At 51.5% G+C, this 14,857-nt stretch carries 22 protein-coding genes; all 22 read left to right on the top strand.

Features of this window, described 5'->3' with window-relative positions:
- The first annotated feature begins 29 nt into the window (after window positions 1–29).
- Window positions 30–575 carry an outer membrane lipid asymmetry maintenance protein MlaD gene (gene mlaD, locus AACH41_RS12525; protein WP_338655445.1) on the top strand — a complete coding sequence of 182 codons (546 nt, stop codon included), beginning with the start codon at window positions 30–32 and terminating at the stop codon, window positions 573–575.
- Between the two features lie 24 nt (window positions 576–599).
- Entirely contained in the window at window positions 600–1,202 is a 603-nt protein-coding gene (locus AACH41_RS12520; RefSeq protein ID WP_275357659.1) for an ABC transporter substrate-binding protein, read from the top strand.
- A 31-nt stretch (window positions 1,203–1,233) separates the two neighbouring features.
- Window positions 1,234–1,527 carry an STAS domain-containing protein gene (locus tag AACH41_RS12515; protein WP_313985385.1) on the top strand — a complete coding sequence of 98 codons (294 nt, stop codon included), beginning with the start codon at window positions 1,234–1,236 and terminating at the stop codon, window positions 1,525–1,527.
- A gap of 69 nt (window positions 1,528–1,596) precedes the next feature.
- The gene (locus tag AACH41_RS12510) at window positions 1,597–2,517 is read left to right on the top strand and encodes an ABC transporter ATP-binding protein (protein WP_338657609.1); all 921 of its coding nucleotides are present in this window, start codon (window positions 1,597–1,599) and stop codon (window positions 2,515–2,517) included.
- Window positions 2,514–3,320, top strand: a complete 807-nt coding sequence (locus tag AACH41_RS12505) for an ABC transporter permease (protein WP_194748767.1) — start codon at window positions 2,514–2,516, stop codon at window positions 3,318–3,320. The genes AACH41_RS12510 and AACH41_RS12505 overlap by 4 nt, the downstream gene beginning before the upstream one ends.
- Window positions 3,321–3,374: 54 nt before the next feature.
- The gene (locus tag AACH41_RS12500; RefSeq protein ID WP_338655442.1) at window positions 3,375–3,620 is read left to right on the top strand and encodes a BolA family protein; all 246 of its coding nucleotides are present in this window, start codon (window positions 3,375–3,377) and stop codon (window positions 3,618–3,620) included.
- Window positions 3,621–3,650: 30 nt separating this feature from the next.
- Complete coding sequence (gene grxD, locus AACH41_RS12495) at window positions 3,651–3,959, top strand: Grx4 family monothiol glutaredoxin (RefSeq protein ID WP_194748765.1); 309 nt, start codon at window positions 3,651–3,653, stop codon at window positions 3,957–3,959.
- Window positions 3,960–3,961: 2 nt separating this feature from the next.
- Window positions 3,962–5,227: a UDP-N-acetylglucosamine 1-carboxyvinyltransferase gene (gene murA, locus AACH41_RS12490; RefSeq protein ID WP_275357654.1), complete on the top strand. Its 1,266-nt coding sequence runs from the start codon at window positions 3,962–3,964 to the stop codon at window positions 5,225–5,227.
- 2 nt (window positions 5,228–5,229) lie between these two features.
- Window positions 5,230–5,871, top strand: coding sequence for an ATP phosphoribosyltransferase (gene hisG, locus AACH41_RS12485; protein ID WP_275357652.1), 642 nt, complete (start codon window positions 5,230–5,232; stop codon window positions 5,869–5,871).
- Window positions 5,872–5,884: 13 nt separating this feature from the next.
- The gene (gene hisD, locus AACH41_RS12480; protein ID WP_338657608.1) at window positions 5,885–7,180 is read left to right on the top strand and encodes a histidinol dehydrogenase; all 1,296 of its coding nucleotides are present in this window, start codon (window positions 5,885–5,887) and stop codon (window positions 7,178–7,180) included.
- Between the two features lie 9 nt (window positions 7,181–7,189).
- Window positions 7,190–8,254, top strand: a complete 1,065-nt coding sequence (gene hisC, locus AACH41_RS12475) for a histidinol-phosphate transaminase (protein ID WP_338655437.1) — start codon at window positions 7,190–7,192, stop codon at window positions 8,252–8,254.
- 216 nt (window positions 8,255–8,470) lie between these two features.
- Window positions 8,471–9,355, top strand: coding sequence for a 3-hexulose-6-phosphate synthase (gene hxlA / locus AACH41_RS12470; protein ID WP_194748761.1), 885 nt, complete (start codon window positions 8,471–8,473; stop codon window positions 9,353–9,355).
- A gap of 152 nt (window positions 9,356–9,507) precedes the next feature.
- Window positions 9,508–10,098: an imidazoleglycerol-phosphate dehydratase HisB gene (gene hisB, locus AACH41_RS12465; protein ID WP_194748760.1), complete on the top strand. Its 591-nt coding sequence runs from the start codon at window positions 9,508–9,510 to the stop codon at window positions 10,096–10,098.
- A 14-nt stretch (window positions 10,099–10,112) separates the two neighbouring features.
- Window positions 10,113–10,757: an imidazole glycerol phosphate synthase subunit HisH gene (gene hisH / locus AACH41_RS12460; RefSeq protein WP_338657607.1), complete on the top strand. Its 645-nt coding sequence runs from the start codon at window positions 10,113–10,115 to the stop codon at window positions 10,755–10,757.
- Between the two features lie 53 nt (window positions 10,758–10,810).
- Entirely contained in the window at window positions 10,811–11,554 is a 744-nt protein-coding gene (gene hisA / locus AACH41_RS12455) for a 1-(5-phosphoribosyl)-5-[(5-phosphoribosylamino)methylideneamino]imidazole-4-carboxamide isomerase (protein ID WP_194748759.1), read from the top strand.
- Window positions 11,555–11,556: 2 nt separating this feature from the next.
- Entirely contained in the window at window positions 11,557–12,321 is a 765-nt protein-coding gene (gene hisF / locus AACH41_RS12450) for an imidazole glycerol phosphate synthase subunit HisF (RefSeq protein ID WP_338655434.1), read from the top strand.
- The gene (gene hisI, locus AACH41_RS12445) at window positions 12,318–12,701 is read left to right on the top strand and encodes a phosphoribosyl-AMP cyclohydrolase (protein WP_338655432.1); all 384 of its coding nucleotides are present in this window, start codon (window positions 12,318–12,320) and stop codon (window positions 12,699–12,701) included. Before hisF ends, hisI begins: the two co-directional genes overlap by 4 nt.
- Window positions 12,694–13,014: a phosphoribosyl-ATP diphosphatase gene (locus tag AACH41_RS12440; RefSeq protein ID WP_194748756.1), complete on the top strand. Its 321-nt coding sequence runs from the start codon at window positions 12,694–12,696 to the stop codon at window positions 13,012–13,014. The genes hisI and AACH41_RS12440 overlap by 8 nt, the downstream gene beginning before the upstream one ends.
- Complete coding sequence (locus AACH41_RS12435; protein ID WP_194748755.1) at window positions 13,011–13,340, top strand: histidine triad nucleotide-binding protein; 330 nt, start codon at window positions 13,011–13,013, stop codon at window positions 13,338–13,340. The genes AACH41_RS12440 and AACH41_RS12435 overlap by 4 nt, the downstream gene beginning before the upstream one ends.
- Before the next feature lie 25 nt (window positions 13,341–13,365).
- Window positions 13,366–13,548 (top strand): Sec-independent protein translocase subunit TatA, encoded by a 183-nt coding sequence (gene tatA / locus AACH41_RS12430; protein WP_194748754.1) that lies wholly within the window; start codon window positions 13,366–13,368, stop codon window positions 13,546–13,548.
- A gap of 13 nt (window positions 13,549–13,561) precedes the next feature.
- On the top strand, window positions 13,562–14,083 hold the full coding sequence (gene tatB, locus AACH41_RS12425) for a Sec-independent protein translocase protein TatB (RefSeq protein WP_338655429.1): 522 nt from the start codon (window positions 13,562–13,564) through the stop codon (window positions 14,081–14,083).
- Between the two features lie 31 nt (window positions 14,084–14,114).
- Complete coding sequence (tatC, locus tag AACH41_RS12420; RefSeq protein ID WP_275357640.1) at window positions 14,115–14,852, top strand: twin-arginine translocase subunit TatC; 738 nt, start codon at window positions 14,115–14,117, stop codon at window positions 14,850–14,852.
- Window positions 14,853–14,857: the final 5 nt, after the last annotated feature.

The raw sequence follows: 14,857 nt of genomic DNA, 5'->3' as shown, positions 1-14,857 counted from the left end.
CAACGTACGAGATATTTGCGGGAGCAGCAATGGAAAGAACAACAATTGATTTATGGGTAGGGATCTTTGTGGCATTAGGATTGGCCGCTTTATTGGGCTTGGCCATGAAAGTGGGCAATCTCACCACCAGCAATATCGGCCAGACCTATACCGTGACGGCGAACTTTGAGAATATTGGCGGCCTCAAACCTCGCGCCCCTGTGAAAAGCGCAGGGGTGGTTGTCGGTCGCGTCAATGATATTGTGTTTGATCCTAAAACTTATGAGGCCGTCGTGAGTCTCAATATTGATTCCCGTTATGCATTCCCCAAAGATACGTTCGCCAACATTTACACTGCAGGCTTGCTGGGTGAGCAATACGTTGGGCTCGAAGCCGGTGGTGACGAGATCAACCTCAAAAATGGGGACAAGATCACACAGACCCAGGATGCGGTTGTGCTGGAAAAACTGATTAGTCAGTTCTTGTATAGCAAGGCGACAGAAAGTAACGACAATGGAAATAAAACGGCAGCTGCATCAACCGAAAGTACAGTTGATGCGTTAGATGCCAGCCCGCTTGATAAAGTGGGCAAATAACTCAAACGATATAAAGGGATAGCGATGAAAAAGTGGTGGATGGCAGCAGCCATATGGTTGGTCAGTGGTGTAGCAATGGCAGCAATGGCACCCGATCAACTGGTGAAAAAGACCGCCGACGATGTGATTGAAGTCATCAAAAGCGATAAGGATATTCAAGCGGGCAACCAGCAAAAGATTTTCAGTCTGGCAGAAGAAAAGATACTGCCAAACTTTGATTTTGAGAAAGTGTCACGTCTGGTGTTAGGTAAAAACTGGACCAATGCGAGCCCAGATCAGAAAACAGCTTTCCAGGCTGAGTTCAAGACGCTGCTGTTACGCACTTATGCTACTGCATTGTCTAAATATAAAAATCAGGTAATTGAATACAAGCCTTTCCGCATGGAGTCCGGGGCGGATACAGCAACGGTCAAAACGGCGATACAGCAGCCTGGTGGCGATCCGATTGCCGTTGATTACACGTTGGGTAAAAAAGGCGACGACTGGAAAGTGTTTGATATTGTCATTGAAGGTGTGAGTCTGGTCACTAACTACCGTAGCCAGTTTGCTCAAGAAATTCGCCAAAATGGGCTGGATAGCCTGACGAAAAAACTGGCGGACAAGAACAAGGCAGCCACAGGTAAATAACTGTGTGGTCTGAAAAAATCGGGAGAAACGGGTGGCTCAACTGACGCAACAACAAAATAGTTTGCACTTTAAAGGTGATTTGCTGATTGCCAATGTCAGCGAAACTTTAGCTGACTTGCAAAAATTGCAGCTGGCCTCGCCACTGACCCTGGACTTTTCAGGGGTGAAAGAGGTGGATACGGTGGCGATCAGTATGATTCTTGAGATACAGCGCAGACTTAATCATGACTACACGCACCCAGGTAACATGTCAGTCGTCGGGGTGCCAGACAATCTGCGAAGTTTAATGCAGCTATACGGTGTCGATGGATTCTTGTTGAATTAACCACTCACAAAATCGAACAGCCCCAGCTCGGACGAGGTGGGGTTTCGTTTTTTTTGGGATAGCGAAAGGATAGACGTGGCCGCTGCCATAGAAATCACAGGAATTACCAAACGGTTTGGTCAGTTTGAAGCCCTGAGGGGCGTGGATTTGCAGATTGAGCAAGGCGAGTTTTTTGCCTTACTTGGCCCTAACGGGGCAGGTAAATCCACGCTGATCAATTTGATGGCGGGCTTGTTGCAACCCACGAGCGGCAGCATCCGCATCATGGGGCACGATGTGCAGTCTGATTATCAGCGTGCGCGTCAGGCATTGGGCGTGGTGCCGCAAGAGCTGGTATTTGATCCGTTTTTCAATGTGCGTGAAATGCTGCGTTTCCAGGCTGGTTATTTCGGGCATGGCCCCGAGAATGATGTCTGGGTCGATGAGATTATCGAAGGGCTGGGGCTCACTGACAAAGCCTATACCAATATGCGAAAACTGTCAGGCGGCATGAAGCGTCGGGCCCTGATTGCGCAGGCGTTGGCGCACAAGCCCCCCGTCATCGTGCTCGATGAGCCAACCGCGGGGGTGGATGTCGAATTGCGGCAAATGCTGTGGGCCTTTATTCAAACACTGAATCAGCAAGGGCATACGATTATTTTGACCACGCATTATCTCGAAGAGGCTGAGGCTTTGTGTCAGCGCGTGGCAATGATGAAGCAAGGCCGCGTTGTGGCGCTAGACAGCACGCGCGCTTTGCTCAAGAGCCATGCCGCAAAGCAGTTGTCGTTACGCTTGTCGGCGGCCTTGCCTGCCGTGTTACAGCCGCTACTCAAGCAGCAAAACGGGGAGGAGGTCGTCCTGGCGATCACGGAGTTAACGCAGGTGGAAACGGTGCTGACTGCGTTGCGTCAGGCGGGCGTGAATGTGCTGGACATGCAACTGCAGGAGGCGGATCTGGAAGATGTCTTTCTTAACCTGGTGGGGAATCAGCAAGGAGTGCTGGCATGAAGTGGCTGAATCCATTTTTTTGGCTGGATGACAAAATCAGCCCGCAGCGGCGCGGTGTTTATACGCTGTTTAAAAAAGAGCTGTTGCGTTTTTGGCGCGTGGCATTTCAAACCATTGCTTCGCCCATTCTGACGGCATTGTTATACCTGCTGATTTTTTCGCATGTGCTGGAGTCCCACGTCAAAGTCTACGATCAGGTCAGTTATACCGCGTTTCTGGTGCCCGGTCTGATGATGATGTCCTTGTTGCAGAATGCCTTTGCCAATAGCTCATCGAGCCTGATCCAGTCTAAAGTGATGGGTAACATTGTCTTTCTGCTGCTTACGCCGCTGACGACCATGGAGTTTTTTATCGCTTTTCTGGCGGCATCCATGATCCGTGGTTTAGTGGTTGGGTTGAGTATTTATCTGGTTGCCTTGTGTTTTGTGTCGGTACCAACAGTGCATCCCGGGTGGATTATCACGTTCGCCCTTTGTGGTAGCGCATTGCTGGGCACGTTTGGTGTGATTGCCGGTATCTGGGCGGACAAGTTCGACCAGATGGCCGCTTTTCAAAACTTTGTCATCATGCCGCTGACGTTTTTATCCGGTGTTTTCTATTCGATTCACTCGCTCCCCCCTTTCTGGCAGGCGGTCTCGCAATTGAATCCATTTTTTTACATGATAGACGGTTTTCGTTATGGCTTCTTCGGGCAGGGAGACGTGTCGCCATGGCTGAGTCTGGCAGTGGTGGCTAGCTTCTTGCTCGGATTGGCGTGGCTATGCCTAAAGATGTTAAAATCCGGTTATAAATTACGCAGTTAGCTGGCCAGACCCCTGGCTAGATTCAACTGTATTTTGTAGAACAAGAGAGGTTTTGTGTTAACAGCAGCGCAATTAGAGGCTTATATCCGCAACGGGTTGGAGTGCGATTACCTGAAAGTCAATGGCGATGACGGCACGCATTTTGATGCGGTGATAGTCAGTCCGGCATTTGAAGGTAAACGCATGGTGCAGCAGCACCAGCTTGTCTATGCCGCACTGGGAGACCGGATGCGCGCTGAAATCCATGCGCTGTCTATGCAAACCTATACCCCGACGCAATGGCAGCAACTGCAGACCTGAAGCGTTCTTAACACGATGGAGTGATTAATCATGGATGTACAAGCAAAAATCAAAGAGACAGTGACCAGCAACAAGGTGGTGCTGTATATGAAAGGTAGCCCCAAGTTTCCGCAATGCGGTTTTTCAAGCGTGGCTGCGCAAATCCTCAACGCCTGTGGTGCCGAGTTTGTTGCGGTAGACGTGTTGCAAGACATGGAGGTGCGTGAAGGCATCAAACAATTTGCTAACTGGCCGACTATTCCGCAACTGTATGTAGGCGGGGAGTTTATCGGTGGTGCCGACATTATGCGCAGCATGTACCAGAGTGGTGAATTGCAAGAACTGTTGGCGAAAGCGTAATTTTGGATAAACTGATTATTGAAGGTGGCGTGCCTTTGCACGGCGAAGTCGTCGTGTCTGGCGCCAAGAATGCCGCGTTGCCAATTTTGTGCGCTGGCTTGCTGGCGGAAACGCCTTTTACGCTCACGGGGGTGCCTGAATTACGTGATGTGGCGTCTACGCTGAAGCTGCTGGACACCATGGGCGTCAAGGTCAGCAAACAGGCGGATCAGGTCATACTGGATGCCAGCGATGTCGCCTCGTTTGAAGCCACCTATGACATGGTAAAAACCATGCGTGCCTCGATTCTGGTACTGGGGCCATTACTGGCCCGTTTTGGCACTGCCCGCGTGTCTTTGCCCGGCGGATGCGCCATTGGTTCGCGTCCGGTCGATTTGCATATCAAAGGGCTGCAAGCCATGGGGGCTGCCATGCACATCACGCATGGCTACATCCAGGCCAGCACCTTGCACTTGCCTAACCGCCGCCTGCAAGGCGCTAAGTATTATATGGATCTGGTGACTGTCACCGGCACAGAAAACCTCATGATGGCCGCTGCGCTGGCGCAGGGCACGACAGTGCTGGAAAACGCCGCCAAAGAACCTGAGGTGGTTGATCTGGCCGAGTGCCTGAATAAAATGGGTGCCAACATTAAAGGCGCTGGCACAGACACGATTACCATCGAAGGGGTGGAGCGTTTGCTTGGCGCACAGCATCATATTGTGTGTGATCGTATTGAAGCCGGCACCTATATGGTAGCCGCTGCCATGACCGGTGGTGAAGTGACCTTGAAAAACGCACGTCCTGATTTGCTGGAGGCGGTGATCGAAAAACTGCGTGAAGCTGGCGCCCAAATCAGTCATGATGCGAACAGTATTACGGTCAAAAGTGATGGCAAACTCAAAGCCGTCAATGTGCGTACGGCGCCGCATCCTGCCTTTCCTACCGATATGCAGGCGCAGTTCATGGCCATGAATACGGTGGCAGAGGGCGTATCTACGGTGATTGAAACCATTTTTGAAAACCGCTTTATGCATGTGCAAGAGTTGCAGCGCATGGGTGCCAATATTGATGTGCAGGGCAATACTGCCTTGGTGAAAGGTGTCTCCGTACTGGAAGGCGCAAATGTGATGGCCACCGATTTGCGTGCATCTGCCGGCTTGGTTCTGGCTGGCCTGGTCGCTGAGGGGGAAACCGTGATAGATCGTATTTACCATCTGGACCGCGGCTACGAAAAACTCGAAGAAAAATTGAATCAACTGGGCGCCAAAGTGCGCAGATCGAATTAATCATGATTACTATCGCACTCAGCAAGGGGCGTATTTTTGAGGAAACCACGCCCTTGTTGGCCGCAGCAGGGATTCAGGCATTAGAAGACCCTGAGTCCTCACGCAAACTGATTTTGCCTACCAACCGTGAGGATGTCCGGTTGGTGATCGTCCGTGCGACCGATGTGCCCACTTATGTGCAATATGGTGCAGCAGATATTGGTATTGCCGGTAAGGATGTCCTGGATGAGCATGGTGGAGAAGGCCTGTATCAACCGCTGGACTTGAATATTGCGCGCTGCAAAATGATGGTGGCGGTGCGTGATGACTTCGATTATGAAGCCAGCATCCGTCAGGGCGCGCGCCTCAAGGTGGTGACCAAGTATGTGAAAACTGCACGCGAGCATTTTGCCGCCAAAGGCATGCATGTGGATTTGATCAAGCTTTATGGCTCGATGGAATTGGGCCCGTTGGTCGGCTTGGCCGATGCGATTGTGGATTTGGTCAGCACCGGTGGAACTTTACGCGCCAACAAGCTCAAAGCAGTAGAAGAGATTGGCGCCATCAGCTCACGGCTGGTGGTCAATCAGGCCTCTTACAAAGTGAATCGGCCTTTGTTGCAGCCGATTATTGATAGCTTTGCGGGCGCTGTCCGCAAAGATTAATGTTTAGAAAATGATGAAGATTAAACGCTTAAATACACAGGATCAGGGCTTTGATGCCGAATTGAAGGCATTGCTGGCTTTTGAGACCGCGCAAGATGACAGCATAGACCTGGTGGTCGCCAACATTCTCAAGGATGTGAAGGCACGCGGCGATGCAGCTGTGCTTGAATATACCAACCGCTTTGATAAAACCAATGCCTCCAGTCTGGCTGCATTGGAAATTCCTCAAGCGGAGTTGCAAGCGGCCTTAACCAGCCTGCCGGCGGCACAGCGCGAGGCTTTGCAGGCAGCAGCTGACCGGGTGCGTAGCTATCACGAAAAGCAGGTCATGCAGTCCTGGCAATATACCGAGGCTGATGGCACCTTGCTTGGTCAACAGGTGACGGCGCTGGATCGCGTGGGCTTGTATGTGCCTGGCGGTAAGGCGGCTTATCCCTCTTCTGTGCTGATGAATGCGATCCCTGCCAAGGTGGCGGGTGTGCAAGAGTTGGTGATGGTTGTGCCTACGCCGAATGGCGAGAAAAATTCATTGGTGCTGGCTGCGGCAGCGGTCTGTGGCGTTGATCGCGTGTTCTGTATTGGCGGTGCACAAGCCGTGGGGGCGCTAGCATATGGCACTGAAACCGTGCCACAGGTAGACAAGATTGTCGGGCCAGGCAATGCCTATGTGGCTGCGGCCAAGCGTCGGGTGTTCGGGGTCGTCGGCATTGATATGGTGGCAGGCCCTTCTGAGATTCTGGTCATCAGCGATGGCAAGAGCAATCCAGACTGGACAGCCATGGATCTGTTCAGTCAGGCGGAACATGACGAGTTGGCACAGGCGATATTGCTGTCGCCAAGCGCAGAATTTCTGGATCAGGTGGAGGCCAGTATTGCCCGTCAGGTGGTCGACATGCCGCGCCAGGAGATTATTCGTACCTCGCTGCAAAACCGGGGTGCACTGATACAAGTAAAGGACCTGGCTGAGGCCGCCGAGATTTGTAACTACATCGCGCCAGAACACCTGGAGTTATCCATGGATGATGCCTTGGCCTTTAGCAAGCAGATCAAGCATGCCGGGGCGATCTTCATGGGGCGTGACACCTGTGAGGCGCTGGGCGATTATTGCGCCGGCCCAAACCATGTGCTGCCGACTTCACGTACCGCCCGATTCAGTTCGCCGTTGGGGGTCTATGATTTCCAGAAGCGTTCCAGCCTGATTATGGTGTCGTCTGCGGGGGCGCAAACACTGGGCAAGATTGCTGCGACGTTGGCGTATGGCGAAGGCCTGCAGGCGCACGCGCGTAGTGCTGAGTATCGCTTGAAATAAGAGGCAGCCATGAGTCAATATTGGAGCAAGATTGTTCATGAGTTGACCCCTTATGTGCCGGGCGAACAGCCCAAGTTGCAAAATCTGGTCAAGCTTAATACCAATGAAAATCCTTATGGTCCCAGCCCCAAGGTGATTGCTGCCTTGCAGGCAGAAGCTGCAGACAGTTTGCGCCTGTATCCCGATCCGGATTCCAGTCGCCTCAAGGCGGCGTTAGCTGAATATCATGGGCTGCAAGCCAATCAGGTGTTTGTCGGTAACGGTTCCGATGAGGTGTTGGCGCACGTGTTTCAGGCCTTGCTCAAGCACGACTTGCCTTTGTTGTTTCCTGATATTAGTTACAGTTTCTATCCGGTCTACTGCGGCTTGTACGGCATCCACTTTGAAACCATTGCGCTCAATGCGCAGTTTGAAGTGGCGATAGACGATTATTTGCGCCCCAATGGCGGGATTATTTTTCCTAACCCCAACGCGCCAACCGGCATTCCGCTGGCATTAAGCGAAATTGAGCGCTTGCTGGCCCACAATACGCAATCTGTGGTGGTGGTCGATGAGGCCTATGTTGACTTTGGCACCGAGTCCGCGGTCGCACTGATTCATCGTTACCCAAATCTGCTGGTGACGCATACCTATTCCAAATCACGTTCGTTAGCAGGCTTGCGCGTGGGCTATGCGTTGGGCAATGCAGCGCTGATTGAGGCATTAATCCGGGTCAAGGACAGCTTTAACTCATATCCGATTGATCGTTTTGCCGAGGCGGGTGCCATTGCGGCATTGCAGGATGAACCTTACTTTCAGCAAACGCGTCAACAGGTCATGGCATCGCGTACTAACCTGGTCAGTGCGCTAGAAGCATTGGGATTTGAAGTGTTGCCTTCCGGGGCAAACTTTATTTTTACCCGTCACCCAGCGTATGCGGGTGAGCAGTTGGCCGCAGGGCTGCGTGAACGCGCCGTGATCGTCCGCCATTTCAAAAAACCAGCCAGAATTTCTGATTTTTTACGGATTACCATCGGCAACGAGTCGCAAAATCAGGCCTTGATGCAGGCAATACGTGCGCTTGTGCAAGCCTGATGTCGTCAAAAGCGCGGGATTTGTACTAAATTACGGGCTAATCGCGGTTAATTGATTGTAATCGCACATAAAAATATCCAGCGAATATTGTCATTGTGTGGCAAATCCGGTTATGATGCACCCTATTGTACATAATGTGCAGTGACGGTTGCGTTTGCATGATTGCTGCGCATAGATTCATTGGATTGAAAATAGAGCAAACTCGGAGGAAGAAAAATGGCACAAACCCAGATGGCATTGGACTCATTGGATTTTGACGCGACGATCGCTTTAGCAGCTAAAGTGGCGCCACACGTTGATATCTTGGAAATCGGTACCCCTTGCATCAAGCACAACGGTATCGAACTGCTGAAAGCACTGCGTGCAAAATTCCCTAACAACAAAATTTTGGTTGACCTGAAAACCATGGATGCTGGCTTCTACGAAGCTGAGCCATTCTACAAAGCAGGTGCTGACATTTGTACCGTTTTGGGCACTGCTGACATCGGTACCATCAAAGGCGTGATTGATGCTGCCAACAAATATGGCAAAGAAGCGCAAATCGACCTGATCAACGTAAAAGACAAAAAAGCCCGTACGCTGGAAGTTGTTAAGTTGGGTGCACACATCATCGGCGTGCACACTGGCTTGGACCAACAAGCGGCTGGTCAAACTCCATTCGCTGACTTGGGCTTGGTGTCCGGTCTGAAAACAGGCGCTAAAGTGTCTGTGGCTGGTGGTGTAAAAGCTGCAACGACTAAACAAGTGGTTGACGCTGGTGCTGATATCGTCGTTGCTGGTGCAGCGATCTACGGTGCTGCTGATCCTGCTGCTGCTGCAACAGAAATCACCAAAATTGCACACGGTGCAGGTGCTGGTGCTGCTAAAGGTGGTAACAAGTTGCTGCCATGGATTATTGCTGCAGTTGCTGCAGTATTGGTATTCTCTTTGTTGGGTAAAAAATCTGAAGAAGCTGCGCCTGCTGCAGAAGCACCAGCTGCTGAAGAGGCTGCCCCAGCTGCTGAGGCGCCTGCTGCCGAAGCACCTGCTGCTGAAGAAGCTGCTCCAGCCGCTGAAGCGCCTGCTGCAGAAGCTGCACCAGCGACTGAAGAAGCAAAATAATCCGCTTTTATTTCTGATAAATGCACGATTCAAAAAAGCAGTCCATTGGGCTGCTTTTTTGTTTTTCACAACTGGTTTTGCCTGTCTGCCAAGACTTGCTGTAAAATGCGTGTAATACTTGCAAACTCTCAGTGATCACCTTCCTCTCTCATATGTCACGTCAAGCCGAAGTTACGCGTAATACGCTAGAAACCCAAATTACTGTGTCGATTAATCTCGATGGTACAGGGCAGTCTGAACTGGACAGTGGGCTGGGCTTTTTGGATCACATGCTAGATCAAATCGCCCGTCATGGCATGATAGATTTGAAAGTGCATGCCAAGGGGGATTTGCATATTGATGCCCACCATACGGTTGAAGATATCGGGATTACCTTGGGTCAGGCATTCAGCAAAGCGTTGGGCGACAAAAAAGGCTTGACGCGCTACGGGCATAGCTATGTCCCGCTGGATGAAGCCTTGAGCCGTGTGGCGCTGGACTTGTCCGGTCGTCCGGGCTTGGCGTTTGATTGCACCTTTACGCGTGCCATGATCGGTGAGTTTGATGTAGATCTGATTCACGAATTTTTCCAGGGCTTTGTCAATCATGCACTGGTCACGCTGCACATTGATAATCTCAAAGGCCAAAACGCTCATCACCAGGCGGAAACGATTTTTAAAGCGTTTGGCCGTGCCTTGCGTATGGCGGCCACCCAGGATCCTCGCATGGCCGGCTTGATGCCATCAACCAAAGGTGCGTTATAGCCCGATTGTTTATGATGAATCGTTTGCAAGTCGCCATTGTTGATTATGGCATGGGAAACCTCCGTTCAGTTGCCAATGCTTTCAAAGCGGTAGCGCCTGATACCACGGTTGCAGTCACCAGCGATCCTGCGCAAATTGCCCAGGCGGAGCGGGTAGTGTTTCCGGGGCAGGGCGCCATGCCGGATTGCATTCGTGAATTGGATGCGCGCAGTTTGCGTCAGGCAGTGATGGATGCAACACAGCAAAAGCCTTTCCTCGGCATATGTATTGGTTTGCAAATGTTGTTTCAGCATTCTGAAGAAGGCAATGTGCCTGGGCTAGGCGTGTATGCCGGCGAGGTCAAGCGCTTTCCTCAGGCAAAAATGGTGGATGTGCATGGTGAAAAGCTCAAGGTCCCGCACATGGGCTGGAGCCAGGTACATCAGACTCAGCCGCATGCCTTGTGGCAAGAGATTCCTGACCAGGCCCGTTTTTACTACGTGCATAGCTACTATGTTGTCCCGGATGAGACGGCATTGACCGCTGCGACTACCGCCTATCCATTTGATTTTACCGGTGCGATTGCACGTGACAATGTATTTGCCGTGCAGTTTCACCCGGAAAAGAGCGCCAGTGCAGGCTTGCAACTTTTACGTAATTTTGTAAACTGGAAGCCCTAAGACGGGCTACAGTCGTTTTAGTCACTACTCGTTATTTATCTACTGAAAACAACATGTTAATCATTCCAGCAATTGATTTAAAAGATGGCCACTGCGTGCGTTTGAAGCAGGGACTGATGGAAGAATCCACCGTATTTTCCGAAGATCCTGCAGCGATGGCCAGACATTGGGCAGATAAAGGCGGTAAGCGTTTACACCTGGTGGACTTGAATGGGGCCTTTGCGGGCAAGCCTGTCAATGAAGGTGCGATCAAGTCTATTGTGGCTGCAATAGGTGGGGATATCCCTATTCAATTGGGCGGTGGCATCCGTGATCTGGATACGATAGAGCGCTATCTGGATGATGGTATCAGCTATGTCATTATTGGGACCGCCGCTGTGAAGAATCCGGGCTTTCTGCATGAGGCCTGCTATGCTTTCCCAGGCCAGATCATGGTGGGGCTGGATGCCAAAGACGGCAAAGTAGCTGTGGATGGCTGGTCCAAGTTGACGGGGCATGATGTGATTGACCTGGCGAAGAAATTTGAAGATTACGGTGTGGAAAGTATTGTTTACACGGATATCGGCCGGGATGGCATGTTGACCGGCGTGAATATTGAAGCGACTGTAGCATTGGCGCAGGCATTAACGATTCCGGTGATCGCCAGTGGCGGGGTGACCAATCTGGATGATGTGCGCAACTTGTGCGCCGTGCAGGATGAAGGCATCATGGGTGCCATTACCGGCCGCGCCATTTATGAAGGGACACTGGACTTTTCTGCTGCGCAAGCATTAGCTGACCAGCTGAGTGGTCAATAAAAATGGGCTGCGCCAAACGCATTATTCCTTGCCTGGATGTGACTGATGGTCGTGTCGTCAAAGGCGTGAATTTTCTGGAATTGCGCGATGCAGGCGATCCGGTGGAAATCGCACAGCGCTACAACGACCAGGGCGCGGACGAACTGACGTTTCTGGATATTACCGCCAGCTCAGACAATCGTGACTTGATTCTGCACATTATTGAGCGTGTGGCCGAGCAGATCTTTATCCCGTTAACCGTCGGTGGCGGCGTGCGCAAGGTTGAAGATGTGCGGCGGCTACTGAATGCGGGGGCCGATAAAGTAAGCATCAACACCACTGCCGTGGTCAATCCGCAAGTGGTTGAGGATGCTGCCGGACGTTTTGGTTCGCAGTGTATAGTGGTCGCGATTGATGCAAAAAAAGTAGATAACCAGCCGTTTGAGTGGGAAGTGTTCACCCATGGCGGGCGTAATCCGACTGGTCTCGATGCCGTCAAATGGGCGCAAAAGATGGTGAGTCTGGGGGCCGGTGAGTTGCTGGTCACCAGCATGGACCGCGATGGAACCAAAATCGGATTTAATAACCCGCTCAACAAAGCGATCAGCGAAGCAGTGGATGTGCCATTGATTGCTTCCGGCGGCGTGGGGAATCTGCAACATCTGGTGGAGGGTGTCACCGTTGGTGGCGCCGACGCTGTTCTGGCTGCCAGTATTTTTCACTATGGCGAATTCACTGTACAGCAAGCGAAAGACTATATGCGTGAACATGGGATAGAAGTGCGATGAACTGGCTGGAGCAAGTGGCCTGGACGGCAGAAGGCTTGGTGCCGGTCATCGCCCAGGAAAAAGACACCGGTAAAATTCTCATGTTTGCCTGGATGAACCGCGAAGCCTTGCAGTTGACTAGGGACTCTGGTCATGCGGTTTACTATTCACGCTCGCGCAACAAGCTGTGGCATAAAGGTGAAGAGTCTGGGCACACGCAAATCGTGCACGACATTCGTCTCGATTGCGATAATGATGTCGTGCTGATCACGGTCGAACAATTGGGTGGCATCGCCTGTCACACAGGTAGGCATAACTGTTTCTTTCAGCAATTACAGGGCGATACCTGGGTGACTGTAGAGCCTGTGCTCAAAGACCCGAAAGCGATTTACCATGAGTGATGACGTATTAAGCCGCTTGTCTGAGTTGCTGGAAGCGCGTAAAAGTGCCGATCCGGCCAGCTCCTATGTCGCCAAACTCTATGCCAAAGGCATGGACAGCATTCTCAAAAAAGTGGGTGAAGAAGCGACGGAAACAGTGATTGCGGCCAAAGGCGGCAACAAGGAAGAGCTGATTTATGAAACCGCCGATTTATGGTTTCATACCCTGGTGATGTTAAGTCATGCCGGCTTGCAGGCGCAGGATGTGCTTAATGAGCTTGCGCGGCGTGAAGGGCTGTCGGGCATCGTTGAGAAAGCGAGCAGAAAAGAATGAGTGCAGACTGCATTTTTTGTAAAATTGTTGCTGGCACTATTCCGGCGAAATTGCTGTATGAAGATGACGAGGTCATCGCATTTCATGATATTCGGCCACTGGCGCGGGTGCATTTTCTGATTGTCCCCAAAGCACATATTGAAACGCTTAAAGAATGTACTGCTGAGCATCAGGCGCTCCTTGGTAAAATGATGTTGCTGGGTGCCAAGCTGGCTGCTGAGCAAGGGTTGGTTGGCTATAAAACAGTGATGAATGTCGGGCGTGAGGGTGGCCAGGAAGTGTTCCATATCCATCTGCATGTCTTTGGTGGCGGGCCTGCCGCTTAAAAGTTGACGCGTTAAGGAGATTGCAATGGGTTCATTCAGTTTATGGCATTGGCTGATCGTGTTACTGATCGTGGTGCTGGTGTTTGGTACCAAAAAGCTGCGTAATATTGGCGGTGATGTAGGTGGCGCGGTCAATGAGTTTAAAAAAGCAATGAATGACGGCAAAGAAGGTTCTAAGCCTGATGAGATTTCTGACAAAAGTAAGTAACTACTGACCGATTGTGTTTGATATTTCGTTTTCAGAATTACTGGTGATTGCGCTGGTTGCCTTGGTGGTGATCGGGCCGGAAAAACTGCCTAAAGTCGCCCGCACTGCGGGCGCTTTTTTTGGGCGCATGCAACGTTTTGTCAGCCAGGTAAAAGATGAGGTTAATCGTGAAGCCAGATTTGCCGAGTTGCAACAACTGCAAGATGAAGTAAAGTCGGGCTTGCAGTCGGTATATGACGATGCGGCACAGCATATTTTGCCTGAGAATTCTATCGCCGAAACCAGTGTCCAGCCAGAGAAGGTTGTTGAGCCGGTTAAACCGCCACGCAAACCACGTCAACGCAAGTCAACACCGGTGAACGATGAACAGCCTGCTGAAGCAGCAGTGCCTAGCGCATTGGTGGCTTTTGAACCTGCACCAGCGCCACAAGCCGAGTTATTTGCAGAAGCCCCTGCGGCAAAGCCGAGACAGCGCCGCGCACGGCAGGCGGCGAAGGCGGCAAACGATACGCCACCGAATGAACCCATCCTCTAAGCGTTTGTAGTTTGATCGCGCTGTATAAATTATGACGCCTACTGAAAGTTTTATTTCCCACCTGATTGAGCTGCGTAACCGTTTGTTGCGTGCGGTTGCGGGCTGGCTGGTCATTTTTGTGGCTTTGTTTCCGTTTGCTGACCGCATTTATCATTTGCTGGCGGCACCCTTGCTGGCAAAGTTGCCGCAAGGGGCGCAAATGATAGCGACAGCAGTCACCACGCCCTTCTTTGTGCCGATGAAAGTAACCATGATGGCGGCCTTTTTGATCGCGTTGCCATGGATGATTTATCAGTGCTGGGCATTTATCGCACCGGGGTTATACGCACATGAAAAACGATTGATTCGGCCCCTGCTTGCGGCGGCCATCGGGTTATTCTTTATGGGCATGGCCTTTGCCTATTTTGCCGTGTTCCCGGTTGTGTTTGGCTTTCTGGTGGGTAGTGCGCCGGCGGGTGTCGCGGTGATGACAGATATTGCTGAGTATCTCGACTTTGTCATCGGCATGTTTCTGGCGTTTGGCTTTGCGTTTGAAGTGCCCATCGCCGTCATATTGTTATCATTGATGGGGTGGGTGACTTTGGCGCAACTCAAGGAGGCGCGCTCTTATGTAATCGTAGGCGCTTTTGTGTTGGGCGCCATTTTTACGCCCCCTGACATTGTCTCACAATGCATGCTGGCCATCCCGTTGTGGTTGCTCTATGAGCTGGGCCTGCTGGTGGTGCGCTGGTTGCCGCAATCGCCAGCGGACAATGCTACGCCCACATAATTCTA

The sequence above is a fragment of the Methylophilus sp. DW102 genome, from assembly GCF_037076555.1.
In the GTDB taxonomy this organism is placed as follows: domain Bacteria; phylum Pseudomonadota; class Gammaproteobacteria; order Burkholderiales; family Methylophilaceae; genus Methylophilus; species Methylophilus glucosoxydans.
Note: the sequence above shows the minus strand (reverse complement) of the source record. Positions and strands in the feature narration are given on the sequence as shown.